The sequence below is a fragment of the Chitinophaga sp. Cy-1792 genome (assembly GCF_011752935.1).
In the GTDB taxonomy this organism is placed as follows: Bacteria; Bacteroidota; Bacteroidia; order Chitinophagales; family Chitinophagaceae; genus Chitinophaga.
Genome location: NZ_VWWO01000002.1, coordinates 1,230,449 through 1,245,515, shown reverse-complemented (window position 1 = coordinate 1,245,515; position 15,067 = coordinate 1,230,449). Strand labels below are relative to the sequence as shown.

14 protein-coding genes are annotated in these 15,067 nt (G+C 46.5%); 13 read left to right on the top strand and 1 reads right to left on the bottom strand.

The features are described from left to right. The first annotated feature begins 42 nt into the window (after window positions 1-42). From F3J22_RS19165 to F3J22_RS19150, 4 genes are all read left to right on the top strand, one after another. Window positions 43-636 carry a TetR/AcrR family transcriptional regulator gene (locus tag F3J22_RS19165; RefSeq protein WP_167019552.1) on the top strand — a complete coding sequence of 198 codons (594 nt, stop codon included), beginning with the start codon at window positions 43-45 and terminating at the stop codon, window positions 634-636. Between the two features lie 44 nt (window positions 637-680). Continuing rightward, window positions 681-1,922, top strand: coding sequence for an MFS transporter (locus tag F3J22_RS19160; RefSeq protein ID WP_167019551.1), 1,242 nt, complete (start codon window positions 681-683; stop codon window positions 1,920-1,922). A gap of 26 nt (window positions 1,923-1,948) precedes the next feature. Beyond that, entirely contained in the window at window positions 1,949-2,512 is a 564-nt protein-coding gene (locus F3J22_RS19155) for a cysteine hydrolase family protein (RefSeq protein WP_167019550.1), read from the top strand. A 147-nt stretch (window positions 2,513-2,659) separates the two neighbouring features. Continuing rightward, a complete protein-coding gene (locus F3J22_RS19150) occupies window positions 2,660-3,505 on the top strand; it encodes a TIGR02452 family protein (protein ID WP_167019549.1) in 846 nt (281 codons plus the stop codon). Window positions 3,506-3,551: 46 nt separating this feature from the next. Here the strand turns inward: F3J22_RS19150 and F3J22_RS19145 are convergent, their stop codons facing one another. Beyond that, a complete protein-coding gene (locus F3J22_RS19145; RefSeq protein WP_167019548.1) occupies window positions 3,552-4,370 on the bottom strand; it encodes a hypothetical protein in 819 nt (272 codons plus the stop codon). A 384-nt stretch (window positions 4,371-4,754) separates the two neighbouring features. Between F3J22_RS19145 and F3J22_RS19140 the strand changes: the two genes are divergently transcribed. The 9 genes from F3J22_RS19140 (at window position 4,755) to F3J22_RS19100 (ending at window position 14,906) form a co-directional block, all read left to right on the top strand. After that, a complete protein-coding gene (locus tag F3J22_RS19140) occupies window positions 4,755-5,333 on the top strand; it encodes a Crp/Fnr family transcriptional regulator (protein WP_167019547.1) in 579 nt (192 codons plus the stop codon). Between the two features lie 46 nt (window positions 5,334-5,379). Then, window positions 5,380-6,909 carry a hypothetical protein gene (locus F3J22_RS19135; RefSeq protein WP_167019546.1) on the top strand — a complete coding sequence of 510 codons (1,530 nt, stop codon included), beginning with the start codon at window positions 5,380-5,382 and terminating at the stop codon, window positions 6,907-6,909. A 333-nt stretch (window positions 6,910-7,242) separates the two neighbouring features. Then, window positions 7,243-8,598 (top strand): carbohydrate porin, encoded by a 1,356-nt coding sequence (locus tag F3J22_RS19130; RefSeq protein WP_167019545.1) that lies wholly within the window; start codon window positions 7,243-7,245, stop codon window positions 8,596-8,598. A 301-nt stretch (window positions 8,599-8,899) separates the two neighbouring features. Further along, window positions 8,900-9,829, top strand: a complete 930-nt coding sequence (locus F3J22_RS19125) for an AraC family transcriptional regulator (protein WP_167019544.1) — start codon at window positions 8,900-8,902, stop codon at window positions 9,827-9,829. A gap of 144 nt (window positions 9,830-9,973) precedes the next feature. Beyond that, a complete protein-coding gene (locus F3J22_RS19120) occupies window positions 9,974-11,650 on the top strand; it encodes a DUF6377 domain-containing protein (RefSeq protein ID WP_205195415.1) in 1,677 nt (558 codons plus the stop codon). Window positions 11,651-11,844: 194 nt separating this feature from the next. Continuing rightward, entirely contained in the window at window positions 11,845-12,735 is an 891-nt protein-coding gene (locus tag F3J22_RS19115; RefSeq protein ID WP_167019543.1) for a sugar phosphate isomerase/epimerase, read from the top strand. Window positions 12,736-12,985: 250 nt separating this feature from the next. After that, window positions 12,986-13,642, top strand: coding sequence for a FadR/GntR family transcriptional regulator (locus F3J22_RS19110; protein ID WP_167019542.1), 657 nt, complete (start codon window positions 12,986-12,988; stop codon window positions 13,640-13,642). Between the two features lie 10 nt (window positions 13,643-13,652). Continuing rightward, window positions 13,653-14,489: a sulfite exporter TauE/SafE family protein gene (locus F3J22_RS19105; RefSeq protein WP_167019541.1), complete on the top strand. Its 837-nt coding sequence runs from the start codon at window positions 13,653-13,655 to the stop codon at window positions 14,487-14,489. A 24-nt stretch (window positions 14,490-14,513) separates the two neighbouring features. Continuing rightward, window positions 14,514-14,906 carry a DUF1634 domain-containing protein gene (locus F3J22_RS19100; RefSeq protein ID WP_167019540.1) on the top strand — a complete coding sequence of 131 codons (393 nt, stop codon included), beginning with the start codon at window positions 14,514-14,516 and terminating at the stop codon, window positions 14,904-14,906. Window positions 14,907-15,067: the final 161 nt, after the last annotated feature.

The following is a 15,067-nucleotide window of genomic DNA, read 5'->3' as shown; positions in this document are numbered from 1 at the left end:
TTTAGTCCAAAAAGATTACCTTTGTTCAGATTTCATATCTGAATGGCAGGCAATAAGCGTGATATTATCATTTCCACAGCGCAGAAACTCTTTCAGCAGTCTGGCCTCTGGAGCATCACCATGGAAGACGTGGCGAAAGCCGCCGGCATGGGGAAAAGCTCTATGTACTACTATTTCAAAAGCAAGGAAGAGATCTTCACCGCCGTACTGGATGCTGAAATGAACGGAATCATCCTGGAAACCATTCGCCAGGTAGGCAGTAAAGAAACGCTGCTGCAACAGCTGGAGGCCTTCGCCATGGTAAAATATGAAATGGTCAGAAAACGGAAAGCCCTCTACAAGGCCACCGAGACCAGCCTGGACGATGAAATGCTCAGTAAATACACCGACATCAAACTACAGGTCCATAAAGTATACTTACAAAAAGAAAAAAACGTTTTGTTACAAGTGCTCATCGGCGCCATGCACCGCCATGAGATCAGGAAAATGAATAACGAAGAGCTGGACCATGCCATATTCATCTTCCTGGCCTCCATCAGGGGCCTTAACAGGGAATTCATCCTGCACGGTACCGACCTTAACCCGGTTACCATCTTCCATACCTTTTGCCATAATTTCTGTACCGGACTGCATTGATTTTTTTTGATTTTTTTTCGACCATTTTTTGATTTTAGTCTAAAATGAAGATAAGTAATGCTTTTTCAGTTTTCCGCTCACGGGATTACCGCCTGTTTTTTGCCGGACAACTGATATCGAGGATTGGCATGTGGATGCAACGTACTGCCGTAGTATGGGTGGTATATACCATCACACATTCTGTGTTATGGGTGGGCCTGACAGTATTTGCAGAACAGTTTCCCTCCATGTTGCTCTCGCCGGCAGGTGGCATCGTGGCAGACCGCCACGACCGGTTCAAAGTACTGATGTTTACACAGGTAGGCTCCGCGCTCCAGGCCGTAGCACTAACGGCGGTCTATTTCCTGGGCTACCACTACGTATGGCTGATATTATTACTGAGCACACTACTGGGTGCGGCCAATGCCTTCGATATACCCGCCCGCCAGGCAATGGTCAATGATATCGTTCCCAGCAGTGAAGAACTGCCCGGGGCTATTGCCATGAATGCTTCGCTGAACAATTTCACCAGGCTCGCAGGACCGGCACTTTCCGGTATTGTACTGGCCAGATTTGGCGCCACGGCATGCTTTGCCTCCAACGCTATCAGCTTCATCGCAGTAATTGTCTGCCTTAACCTGATGAAAATTCCAAAAGTAGCACCAGGCTCTAAGGAGAAACATCCATGGAAGGACTTCAGGGATGGATGGGCATTCACCATCAGGGATCCTGAAATCAGCAGTATGATGCTACTCTCCGCAACACTCTGCCTCTTTGTGGCCACCTACGATACCTTACAGCCCTACTTCGCGACAGATGTATTTAAAGGCAACGCCGCCATCTATGGCTATATCAATGCCTCTTCCGGGCTGGGCGCATTGTTAAGTACATTGTACCTGGCCAGCAAGAAAGGTACTACCAACCTCAAACCAATACTCTTTGTAAATCTTTTACTGCTGGGCGCCAGCCTATGTATCATGGGATTTGTAACATCCCTGCCTTTATACTTATTACTCTGCTTCCTCTGTGGCTTCGGGATTATGTCTGCACTACCCATCTGTAACATGGTGGTACAAATGGTCAGTCCTTCGTATATGCGTGGCCGTGTAGTATCTTTTCTTGCCATGAGTACTTTTGGCACCTTGCCCTTAGGCAGCGTACTGACCGGATGGCTGGCAAAAATGATACATCCGCAGTACTGCCTCCTACTCCAGGGATGCATCGCCATCATCATCGCAGCCTGCTTCTACAAATACCTGCACCGTTCGATCAGACAACCGGCGCCGGCCATGGCAGAACAAATATGATTAATCATTTCTCCAAATAAATTACAATGGCACAAAACAAAGAAAACACCGCCCTGCTCGTCATGGACATGCAGGAACAAATGCTGTCCCACCTGCCCGGAGCTGCTGCTACTATTGCTCCGGTAGCTGCTGCTATCAGTCATGCCAGGGAAAATAATATCCCTGTAATATATGTGGTGGTAGGTTTCAGAAAAGGGTATCACGAAATTCATCCGGAAAACAAAACCTTTAGCCAGGTTCCTAAAATGTATGGGGATATTGATCCGGCAATTACCATGAAAATAGCGCCGGCACTGGCACCGCAAGACAATGAACCGGTAGTGGTAAAAAAACGCTTCAGCGCTTTTGCGGGGAGCGATCTTGAACTGGTATTAAGGTCCAAAGGCATCCGTCATATCGTGATGTGCGGTATCATCACCAGTGGCGTAGTATTATCGACACTGATCGAAGGTGCTGATAAAGATTATATCATGACGGTATTATCTGATGGTTGTGCTGATATGGATATAGACCTTCATCAGACGCTATTGCAGAAGGTTTTCCCTCGTCATGCGGATGTGAAAACAAGTGAAGAATGGATAAATTCCTGATGCAGGAAGAATGGTATAGAAAAATGCTCTGTACGTGTGTACGGAGCATTTTTTATATAAAAAATCATTGACTGGAATATATATATTATTAAAATATTCTTATACCTTTGCGCCCGAAAATAGTTTATTAACCCAATTATTCCTCTTATGAAAAAGTCAACAAGAGTAGAAAAAGCGAAGGAAACATTAAGGATTATCGAGCAAGGCACTTATCAGGCAGGCGATTCCACCATCGATGTAAAAAAACAGATTGACGACTCCATTCAAAACAGTCATCTCTACCAACCAGCAGCACTGGATCAGCTACTGAATGCTAATACAAACAAACTGGCTGCACTGAATTACGACACCGAAATTACTGTGGTAAACAATACTGTGTTGCAAGCCGGCAGCCGTCTGGCTTTGCTGGGAGAGAAAACAGGTTGTCTCAATTTTGCATCTGCCAGAAATCCCGGTGGTGGCTTTCTCGGTGGTGCGGTGGCACAGGAAGAAAGTCTGGCGCTTTCCTCCTCACTGTATGGATCACTGATGGCGAATTTTGACATGTACGAATACAACAGAAGTCAGCCTACCCTGCTGTATTCCGACCTGATGATCTGGAGCCCGGAGGTGGTGATGTTCCGCAACGATCATGGGGAACTGCTGGAAAAGCCATACACAATGTCCATCATTACCAGTCCGGCGGCAAATGCCGGCGCTATCCGCAATACGCGCCCTTTTGAAATGGCGGAAGTACCTGCGGTCATGATGGCCAGAACAGAAAAAGTGCTGGGCCTGATGCTGCACCATGGTATGGAACATTTGCTGCTGGGAGCCTGGGGCTGTGGCGTATTTCAAAACAATCCTGCAGACGTTGCTGCTTATTTTGCTGCTTTCCTCAAGCCTGGCGGAAAATATGCACGCTGCTTCAAATCTGTGGTATTTGCGGTATTAGACAGAAGTGATGACGAAAAAAATGTCTCTGCCTTTAAAAAAGCCTTCGGTTTACAGTAACAAAAACATAAAAGTCCGACACCAGGCCCGGACTTTTATGCAATGATTATGGTTTAGTACCTATTTTTTCCCAGGCCTCTTTGGTAAGCACATACAGCTGATTACGGTAACAATCCCATATAGACACATAATTAGCGGAAATTACATAGTGCTGCTTCCACCTGGCCACTTTTTCATACAACATCAAAGTACATATATCCGTTGCCGTTATATAGTCACCTGTTTCAGGCAAATGCGAATGCATAGTAGCCACGACTTCCTTATCTTTTTCTGCATATCCAATAGGTATCAGGTTTTTGTGCAGACGTTTCTTTTCCAGCAATAATCCTTTATCATCAAAGGTCAGCAGGTAATCATTTCCTATCAGCACGGCACCATTTTCTTTAGGCCCTGTTAATACATATACCTTTTTTGTTTTGTTGTGAATGATGGGTATGATGTTCAGACTTGTATTCTTATAATGAAGAAAAAACGAATCACTACTCACCAATTCGAGGGTAGTCTGGCGGATGGCATAGTATTCCAGTTCCAGTTTTGTGGCAGCTCTTTCCTCATTATTTACACGTGCGTTTACTATTTCCAGTGTACTGTCGAAGGTTACAGCAAATATTATTTTAGGAACAGCATCCCTGTTAAAAAAGACACAGTTGATTTCATTGCTGTTTTTCTCATAAGAAAAATAGCCACCGATTTTTTCAAGATCTGCCCCTTTAAACTTTTCAAGCATCAGGTCAGTACCATTCCAGGAGGCCATCTCACTGCGATACAGCATCTTTCCTTCCTGTACAATCATGTCTGTGTTATTCTGCTGCGCAAACATCGGCGCGCTTATCAGCAGCATTATTAGCGTCAGTATAGGTTTCATTTCTTTAGGTATATAGTTATAAAAATACATTTTTTTTCTGGCAGATGCCCGCATCTGCTGTTATAACTGGTACGCATATATTTTTCCGGCAGATGACAATAGCGATCGCGACCACCGGCTTTACCATCTGCCCGAATAATATAAAATACAATTTCCGCACGTCTTTAATTATTTGACATAAGTCAAAACCATTTTCGTATATCTATCGTTTATTTGTTTCGGATAACCATAATAAGGAAGTAGTCCTAACTACAACCCGCCTCAAAATAGGCCCGCAAACATCATTTCGCCATGCATAAAGTTTCTGACCAGTAATCAGCTGATCAACAATTTTCGTTAACAGCCGGCATAGTATCTATGCCGAATACACCTGTACATTTGCTTATGGAGCTGCCTCTTAAAATGATGGCTATATTTTCTGACATTCACCCGATGACAGAAGATTTCCTGACCGATCTCTCTGGATGCCTGGAACCCGTTTACGTACCCAAAAAAACACCCTGGCTGTCTGCCGGCACTATATGTAAAAAAGCGCTCTTTCTCCATGAAGGATTGCTATACAGTAGTTATGAAGAAGTCAGGTATACCGCTACCACCTGGTTTATGAAAGAGAATGAATTTGTGATTGCGGTCGAAAGCTTCTTCCGGCAAATACCATCCAAAGAATCCATCACCGCCATTGAAGATTGCAGAGGCGCAGCGCTGTCGCACAGCCACCTTCATATGCTACTGGTAAAACATCCCTGCTTCCGGCATGTATATACCAGGCTACTGGAACACTATTATATGCTCAGTGAAGAACGCGCCTTTAATCTGCGCAAACGGGAAGCTACAGACCGATATAAATTCCTGCTGCAATTCTACCCCGAAATCATTCAACGGGTGCCACTCAGCCTGATCGCTTCCTATCTCTGCATCAATATGGAAACATTAAGTCGCATCCGCGCCAAAATACTGACATAAAAAATATACGCACTGTCTTTATTTTCCTCACCATAATCACTAAGAAATGAAAAAAATCCTCACGACCATTATTTTTGTGCTGGTACTGGGAGCTGCATTCTTCGGCATACGGCGGGCTACTACCAAAGCTACTGCTGCCAGCACCGCTACTGCTGCACCTGCTGCCAAAGCTGCCGCCCAGTTCAACATCACCTTCGTGCCCTACCCTCCCAAAGACCTCAGCAGCCCCAACGCCAGCGAGGAAGAGCTGATCAGCTTCGCCTGGAACGAATTCTTTGCCCTCAATTGGAAATCCAGGTATTATACGACCAATTCCAACTTCCGTCGCGGCCTCCCGGATACCAACTGGGATTATGACAAAGATGCTGCACCGGCGCCAGACCTGCTGGTATGGGAAACCTACGCCCACCGCGTTGAACTCAGACGCTGGAATGATGTCATGAATAACTTCGATACCGTTCCCTATTACCAGTACAGCAAACCTATCCTGGCTGATCCCGGTGTAAAAACCAACCTGTTCAACAACCTCGACGAAAACAATGAAATTGGCTCCTGCGACGTATATGCACAGGTATATAAATACTACAAAAAATACCAGGTGCTCTACCAGGCCAAAGCCAACAGGGATGAATTCAATTATATCAAAGACCACTACCCCACCAAAGAAAAACTCGATTCCGCCACCAGTAAAACCGCCAATAATATAACACTCGATTCCGCCTATTTTAAAGGTGCAATAGGCAACTGCGATCTGCCCGACTCTGCAAAAATATTCTGCCTGCCTTGCGGCACCACTGTAGGCACCAGTCTGGAAGGCGCTATGGAAGTGAAAACCGCCTGGAGGCAACTAACCCCGGAAGAAGATAGTAACCGGTACCTGATGAGAACAGTACTGACCTATGAAAACGGGCCTAATGGCCAGGCAAAGGCGGTCAACAGAAGATATGCCCTGATTGCCATCCACATCATTCATAAAACTAAGAACTATCCCAATTTTGTATTTGCCACATTTGAACAGGTAGATGTAGACAGCAGCTATATGGGCTATGTGGAACTGGACAAGAAAGGCCATGAGACCGACAATTTCCATAAAAACTATCCACGCCAGCACCCTATTGCCGCCATTACTGCCGCTTCTACGGTATATGTACACCAGGAACTGAAGAAACGTAATCCCAGATCGATCTGGCAATACTACCGCCTCGTAGGGGTTCAGGGCCAGCCGGATACCACCGTCAGTTCAGCAAATTTCTTCCTGGCAAACTATGTAGTGGAATCTGATTCAGTTCTGGCCAGCTTCCATGGAAGCAGCATAGGCCATCCTTTTGATAAAAAAAGTAATATCCTTCATAATAACAAATTCCTCAGCATCGGCGGATGCCAGGGCTGCCACGGCGCCGCACAGGTCAATCTCGGCACCGACGGCTCCTTCCTTTGCGATACCGTCGATAAACCCGTACGGATGCCGGACCCGCTGAATTACGGTAACGCCAAACTGAGCAACTATATACATACCTTCCAGGCATATGACCGCGTACATACGCTGTTACTGGAAAAACAAAAGCAACAAAAGTAGTAACCAATTACGTCGCTTTTCTTTAACCTACGGTAAATAAACAACAGATCATTAACACAAGCTGTGATCTAATGCAGGATTTCACAACAACCTGCATCCAGGAACCCGGACTCGTCCGGGTTCAGCTTTTTTAAATCCTGTCTTAAGGAAATTCTAATCTTTTTTTGTACGCGCTCTAACGGTACTTATTTTCTGCCCCGCCTATTTTTGCTGCGCATTCATCCGGAAAGCCTACGGCCACCCATACACGAAAGGTTTATTGGATAAAAACCCGTAAATTAAGGATGGAATGATAATAACATATATCCCCGGAGATTTTCAAACCTTGCACCCATGAGGCGTCACAGCAGGACCTTAGCAATTATCATTTTACTATCAGCATTCGTATCGGCGGCAAACGCCCAGATCGGCCAGGATACCACGGTGAAACATAGTGGCTGGTCCTTCCATTTCCAGACTACCGTTATCGGACAAAAACATTCCGGCTTCAAATCCCCGTATAGTGGCATCAACAGCCTGGCCGACAGCGTAGAACCTACTGCCGTAAGTCAGACAGCCACCCTCTTCATTGGCCGGAAACTCTGGAAAAATGCTACGCTGATCTTTAACCCCGAAGTAACCGGTGGCCGGGGACTCAGCTCCGCTTCAGGCGTTGCCGGCGCCCTCAACGGCGAAACCTATCGTATCGGGGACCCCAAACCGGAAGTATACATCGCCCGGGCCTACCTGCAACAACATTTCCCTTTAGGGAAAACATCCTACACCTGGCAGGAAGATGATGTCAACCAGGTAGCAGCCCTTGTACCCGACAGCAGGATATCTATTTACGCAGGGAAGTTTTCCATCGCCGACTTCTTTGATGATAACGCCTACGCCAAAGATCCACGCGTACAGTTTTTCAACTGGGCCATGTGGGCAAACGGTGCCTGGGACTATCCCGCCAACACCCGCGGCTATACGGAAGGACTGGCAGCCGAATTCGTAAAACCTACCTACGCCATACGTATCAGCAGCGTAGCCGTTCCACGAATTGCCAACTACCACCTGATGGAGTATAACAGGAACGCACATTCCGAATCCATAGAACTGCAACACCAGCTGCACTTCGGCAAACGCAGCGGCACCATCAGGTTACTCGGCACCGGCACCTGGTCCAAAGCACCTGCCTATAAAGACGGCATCAATGCCGTACATAACCAGGACACCTTCCTGCTCAACGTTTTCAGAGGACTGTCGGAGAATACCACCTACGGCGGACATAAATACGGAGTGGGAATAAACATGGATCAGGAGCTGACCCAAAACCTCGGCTTCTTCTGCCGGATAGGATGGAATGATGGTCAATACGCCAGCTGGGCTTTTACAGAAATTGACCGCACCCTCACCGCCGGCCTCAGTATGAAAGGCGCCCCCTGGAAACGTCCCAACGATGTTTGCGGTATCGCCAATGCGATCAACGGTATTTCCAAAGAACACCGCGACTTCCTCGCCGCCGGCGGGTACGGCTTCATCATCGGCGACGGACAACTGAACTACGGCCACGAAAATATCCTGGAAACCTTCTATAATGCTACCATTACCAAATTCTTCCAGGTAAGCTTCGACTACCAGTTTGTTAGTCACCCCGGCTACAACAAAGACAGAGGCCCCGTACATGTGTTCGCACTCCGAGGACATATCTTCCTGTAAAACAGACGTACCTTCCTTTAAATAAGAAAGCCTTACCTGGCGGTAAGGCATTTTTTTATCTCAAAATTACCAGGTGGTGTTTAACTATATACTTAATTAATCTGTTATGAATACAAGCTTTAGTTTAAATGGCGGAAAGGAGCTACAGTTACCATAACAAAATAGCTGTACAGAACCTCTATATAAAATTGCTGGTTTGCTGGCAAATTCAGCGGGACAATCCTCCAAAAGAATAGCACAATTATACCTGAGTTTGGATAAAAGCCTGATTTTACGTAACTTAAAACAAAGACTGCAGCAAATGCCCATAAAGCATCTCATACAGGGAGTCACCACCACCGCAATCAACCAACTGGAAACACTGGTAGAAAACCGCCGTATATTCAATCTGGTTAACTGCGAACTTAATATCTTCGAAACACACCAGTCATCCTATCATATCCCGCTCTCCTTCAATGAGCTTATCGTTACCAGCATGGTGCGCGGCAAAAAAGTGATGCACCTCTCCGATAAACCTTCCTTTGATTATCTCCCCGGAGAAACGGTGATCCTGCCACCACATGAAACCATGATCATCGACTTCCCCGAGGCCACCCTGGCAGATCCTACCCAATGCATCGCACTGGCCATTAACGAGGAGTATATTAAAGACACACTTATCTACCTGAACTCTTTTCATAAAAGTCAGGATGAACATAAACAATGGAAACTGCAGTTCAACCAGTACCATTTCCAGCATAACAACGAAATCTCTGACCTGATCAGTAAACTGATCCGCGTATGCCAGAGCAAAGACACCGCAAAGAATATCTTCGCAGACCTCACCCTGAAAGAACTCCTGATCCGGCTACTGCAAAGCCAGTACCTGGAGCAGGTAAGCTTGGAGGCGAGTCAGGCTACGGACACCAATAGCCACCGGGCCAATTTCGTATTAAGTTATATACAGGACCATCTGACCGAAAAAATCGCCATAGATGCCCTCAGCCGCAAAGCATACCTGAGCAGGAATATCTTCTTTAAATGGTTCAGGGAACAATTCGGCATCACACCCGTGGAATATATTAACAGGGAACGTATACGGATGGCCAAACAACTGCTCGTAAACAGTGCCATGTCCATCCAGGAGGTAAGCGATTACTGCGGCTTCAGTGATGCCAATTACTTCATCCGCGTATTCCGTAAAATGGAAGGCATTACACCTAAGACCTACCAGATGCACTGCAGAATGTAACTTTCCCCACTTTCTTTCTCCCGGTTATACTTTAACTTCCGCCTAATCAGTAATTTTTTATAAAATTGCAGACCTGCGGATTAATTCGCCGTGCCAACATCGGGAGACTTTGAAAAAATGAAGATTATTGTGAAAATCAGGTTTTTGTTCTTATTACTTCTTGCCAGCGTACGGAGTCAGGCTACCGGCGTATCCGATTCTCTGACAGCGGTACTGGAGCAGGCCATCGCGGATAAGCCCGCCATTACCAAACAGAAAGAAGCCACGATACTTGCCATCAAACAGAGCCTGAGCCCGGAAATACCGCCTGCCGTTACCATAGAACTCAATACCCGCCTGTTTAAAGAATACCAGAAATACCAGATAGACAGCGCCATCGCTTATGTAAATAAAAGTCTGGCCATCGCCGACCAGTACCATGTCAGCGACTGGATCATTACCTCCAAGCTGCAACTCAGCAACCTGTATTCCTTTACTGATAAGTTCCTGGAAGCAAAGGAGCTGCTGGAAACCATTCCGGTGACCCGGTTGAGCAGCAACCAGCGGGCAGACTACTACGAGGCATGGTTATCTTTCTATGAGCACAGGGCAGCCAATGGCTATGATAAAAGCCAGGGAAGCAGGATCATCGCCTACCGCGACTCCCTCCTGTCTGTCCTCGACCCTGCCAGCAACCGCTATAAAATCAACCTGGCAGTGAAATCGGTTATCAACCGCCAGCCCGAAGAAGCCAGGGCCATCCTGCTGCCGCTGGACCAACCCGGAATGGCTAAAACCAAGCCGGAAGAAGCCATGCTGACCTACCTGCTCGGCGTCAGTTACCTCCAGCAGAAAAATAATGAACTCGCCCGGCAATACTTCACCCGCTCCGCCATCATCGATGTGCAAACCGCCATTAAAGATAATGCCAGTCTGCAAGGCCTTGCCATCATGTACCACAAGGAAGGAAATATAAAACTGGCCTATACTTTTACCAAATCCGTGATAGAAGATGCCATCTTCTGTAATATAAAATTCCGCACCCTCAGCATATCTGAATTATATACCATCATCAATACCGAATACCTGGCGAATGAAGCGGATGCCCACGGCAAACTGCAGCTCTATCTGCTGCTCATCAGCACTCTTTCCGTGTTCCTGGTTATTTCACTGATATATGTTTATAAGCAGATGCAGAAGGTGTCCCGTATCAAGGAAGCCCTCGACATCAGCACACAGGAACTGCGGAACCTGAACGAAGAAATTACCGCCACCAATAAAAAACTCACTGAAAGCAATACACAATTATCTGAATCTAACCATATCAAGGAAGTATACATTACACAGTTTCTCGATTTATGCTCTACCTATATAGATAAACTGGAGACCTACCGCAAAAATCTGAATAAGCTGGCCATCGGTAAACAGCTGGAGGAGCTGTACAGGGTATTAAAATCTACCCATATCATCGAGGATGAGGTGGAAGGGCTCTATGCAATTTTCGACCGTATCTTCCTGGGACTGTACCCGAATTTTATCCAGGAGTTCAATTTATTGCTGCTGCCGGAAGAGCAGGTAAGCGTAAAACGCGGAGAATTGCTGAACACGGAATTACGGGTTTTTGCCCTGATTCGTTTAGGCATTACCGATAGTAATAAGATCGCTGAGTTCCTGCGTTACTCCGTGAGCACCATCTATAATTACCGCACCAAAACGCGGAATAAGGCCGTCGGAAAGCGGGAGGAATTTGAAAAAATGGTGATGAAAATCGGTAATGAAGCAGGCGCATCAGGAGATTTCAATACGAAAAGCACTACTTTTTCCGACCAGACAGTGAACTAATTTTAATTGATTTTCAATATCTTACAATCTGCAAGGCACTACTTTTTTACTTTCTGTTTAATTTTCGGTGAGTAGAGACCGTAGTTTTGGTCATCTGCCAGCGAGGTCAGTTTTCCGGGCAACCGGGGATGCACCAGGAGCCAACAGCAGCCAACAATAATCCACGTACTTTAATCAACAAAACAATTTGCATCATGCAAAAAATTTCCAACTTTTTCCTGGGTATGTTATGTGCCGCGTCGGTTGCAGCTTGCAACAACGGCAACAGCGACAAGTCCGCTACCGATTCCACGACCGTACATGCTGATACAGCTGCTGCTGTAGCTGGTGTAAATTACAAACTGGGCGTACAAATGTGGACATTCCGCATGTTCACCTTTGCGCAGGCTATTGACAAGGTGGACAGTGCAGGCATTAAAAACATTGAAGCCTTCTGGGGCCAGGACCTGGGCGCTGGTATGAAAGGTAAGTTTGGTGGCGACATGACCGATGCAGAAAAAGCACAGGTTAAAGAACTGCTGGGCAAGAAAGGTATCTCCATGGTAGCCATGGGTGTTATTGTGCCACAGAACAAAGCTGAATGGATCAAAGCATTTGAACTCGCGAAATATTTTGGTCTGAGTTACATCACCTCCGAACCAATCAAATCACAGTGGGATATGGTTGATAGTCTGGCTGGCGCCTATGGCATCAAAGTGGCTATCCACGATCACCCGAACCCAAATCCATACTGGTCTCCTGACTCTGTGCTGGCAGCTATCCAGGGTCATCAGAACCTCGGCGCCTGTGCTGATATCGGTCACTGGTCACGTAATGGCCTCAACCCTGTTGAGTGTCTGAAAAAACTGGAAGGACATATTTATGGTGGTCACCTGAAAGACATCACCAAATTCGGTTATACCAAAGCGGAAGATACTGTTGTTAGCAAAGGTGTAATTGATATTCCGGCAGTATTCGCGGAACTGAAACGTCAGAACTTCGCTGGTATGCTGTCTATCGAGCATGAGTCTAACTGGTACAACAATCTGCCTGATGTGATTTTCACCAAGCAGTACTTTGACGAGCAGACCGCTAAGCTCAAGTAATTACGGGAATTTAGAATCAGAATACGATAAGGGGTTCTCTTGCGAGGGGGCCCTTTATTTTTTTATGCAGATGATGATTTTTTGTTGACCTGTATACCTGCTCCCAAATCCCCCCAATACAAACACCTACACATATAATATATTTATAATTACATTATCACATCTACCCAAATCATTGATTTTACAAAAAATAAACATCAGATGTTTAATTTTCTACCCTACCTTTGTCAAACATCTGATGTTTAAATGTATGTCGAAGAGAGAAAAACTGGCAGACCAGGTGATAGCCAGACTGCAGGAGCAGATATCCCTGGGCAAATGGAAAAAGGGCGATAAGATTCCGGCAGAACCGGAATTAATGGCCGTCTTCCGTGTAGGTCGCTCTACGATCCGGGAAGCCATCAAAACACTGGCAAAGAATGGGGTACTGACTGTACAGCAAGGCAACGGCACTTTCGTAAACGACAGCACCCAGCTGGAAGAGCCACTGGAGCAGCGACTGCGCCGCGCCGCTCAGGAAGAACTGAACCAGGTACGTACCATCGTGGAAAGGGAGATTATCCGGCTGGCCATTAAAAACCATACAGCCACCCATATTCGCGACATGCAGCAGGCCCTGCATGAAAGGCGCCTGGCCGTAGAAGCAGATAACTATGAAGCCGCCATCAACGCGGATATCCGCTTCCACACCACGCTGGCAATAGCGAGCAGCAACAGCGTACTGGCCGACCTCTTCGCCAGCTTCAGCCACGTACTGCGTACCTCCTTCCAACGAAGGGATGAAGGCAGCGTCGTGCAATTCGGACAAACACATATCCTCCACGAACAACTCTTGCAGGCAGTGGCCGGCAAAAACGAAACTGCCGCACTGGCAGCATTCGATGCCCTCCTGGATTATAATCTTTAATATTTTTTTTATGACCGTTCTTGTATTTACACTGATCATGTTTGCAGGCGCCTGTGCAGCAGGACTGATCGGATCACTGACCGGCCTCGGTGGCGGCGTCGTGATCATTCCATTACTAAGCGTATTTCTTGGTGTCGACATTCACTATGCCATCGGCGCAGCACTGGTATCTGTTATTGCAACGTCTTCCGGTTCCGCCGCTGCCTATGTCCGCGAAGGCATTACCAATATGCGCATAGGCATGTTCCTGGAAATAGCCACCACCATTGGTGCGGTGGTAGGCGCCCTCATCGCCACCTTTGCGCCAACGCATTTCATCGCCATACTTTTTGGCTGTATCCTGATCTTCTCGGCCATGAACTCCCTCCGGAAAAAGGCCCTGCATATTTTACAGGAATCGAGTCCGCTGGCACAAAAGCTGAAACTGTATGGCAGCTACCCTACTCCTTCCGGCGAAATCATTCACTACGGCACCAAAAACGTTGCCGGCGGCTTTGTCATGATGATCGTGGCGGGTATCCTCTCCGGCTTGCTGGGCATAGGTTCCGGCGCACTGAAAGTAATCGCTATGGACAATATCATGCGTATCCCTTTCAAGGTATCTACCACCACCAGTAATTTTATGATGGGCGTAACCGCCACTGCCAGCGCGGTAGTATACCTGCAACGCGGCTATATTCAACCCAGTATATGCATGCCCGTTATGATCGGTGTACTGCTGGGCGCACAGGCCGGCGCACGCATACTCATCCGTTCTTCTCCTGAAAAACTCAAGGTTTTCTTCAGCATCATCATTACGCTGCTGGCTTTACAGATGATCTATAACGGTGCCACCGGTAAAATCTAATTCACTCACCTCATCTTTTTGCATATGGAAACAAATACACCAGTATTAAAAGATAAAGACCTGCAGCTGATCATCGGTAAGCTGCTGCGCTACGGCGTATGGTCATCCATGGCCATTGCCATCATTGGCGGTATTCTCTACCTCATCAACCACGGGCAGGAGATAGTACATTATCCAACATTCGTAGAACAGGACCGCGGTATACTGGAAGTATTAGGCGGCATGTTCAGCGACCTGGCTGCCGGCAAAGGCATGGCCCTCATTCTGCTTGGTATCATGCTGCTTTTTGCTACGCCCATCCTCCGCGTAATTTTTTCCCTGATAGGATTTATTTTAGAGAAAGATAAAATGTACGTGATCATCACTTTAATTGTGCTGATGATTATCGGCGTAAGTATTCATGGCGGACTGGGATAAATTCCGCCTCATTTCCGTAAAAAATACGCTTCCCTGACATAAAAGGATCAGCTGAGAAGGGCTATACCAGTGTATCTGATGATATGTAAATTGAAATTATATATTCGGATGACCCACGTAATTTTTTAACAATCGCGATGGTTATCCGTTTTATAAAAGTA

Excerpts from the sequence above, each read along its gene's own strand:
- F3J22_RS19165 (WP_167019552.1), top strand. The coding sequence starts at position 43 with ATGGCAGGCAATAAGCGTGATATTATCATTTCCACAGCGCAGAAACTC.
- F3J22_RS19160 (WP_167019551.1), top strand. The coding sequence starts at position 681 with ATGAAGATAAGTAATGCTTTTTCAGTTTTCCGCTCACGGGATTACCGC.
- F3J22_RS19155 (WP_167019550.1), top strand. The coding sequence starts at position 1,949 with ATGGCACAAAACAAAGAAAACACCGCCCTGCTCGTCATGGACATGCAG.
- F3J22_RS19150 (WP_167019549.1), top strand. The coding sequence starts at position 2,660 with ATGAAAAAGTCAACAAGAGTAGAAAAAGCGAAGGAAACATTAAGGATT.
- F3J22_RS19145 (WP_167019548.1), bottom strand. The coding sequence starts at position 4,370 with ATGAAACCTATACTGACGCTAATAATGCTGCTGATAAGCGCGCCGATG.
- F3J22_RS19140 (WP_167019547.1), top strand. The coding sequence starts at position 4,755 with ATGGAGCTGCCTCTTAAAATGATGGCTATATTTTCTGACATTCACCCG.
- F3J22_RS19135 (WP_167019546.1), top strand. The coding sequence starts at position 5,380 with ATGAAAAAAATCCTCACGACCATTATTTTTGTGCTGGTACTGGGAGCT.
- F3J22_RS19130 (WP_167019545.1), top strand. The coding sequence starts at position 7,243 with ATGAGGCGTCACAGCAGGACCTTAGCAATTATCATTTTACTATCAGCA.
- F3J22_RS19125 (WP_167019544.1), top strand. The coding sequence starts at position 8,900 with ATGCCCATAAAGCATCTCATACAGGGAGTCACCACCACCGCAATCAAC.
- F3J22_RS19115 (WP_167019543.1), top strand. The coding sequence starts at position 11,845 with ATGCAAAAAATTTCCAACTTTTTCCTGGGTATGTTATGTGCCGCGTCG.
- F3J22_RS19110 (WP_167019542.1), top strand. The coding sequence starts at position 12,986 with ATGTCGAAGAGAGAAAAACTGGCAGACCAGGTGATAGCCAGACTGCAG.
- F3J22_RS19105 (WP_167019541.1), top strand. The coding sequence starts at position 13,653 with ATGACCGTTCTTGTATTTACACTGATCATGTTTGCAGGCGCCTGTGCA.
- F3J22_RS19100 (WP_167019540.1), top strand. The coding sequence starts at position 14,514 with ATGGAAACAAATACACCAGTATTAAAAGATAAAGACCTGCAGCTGATC.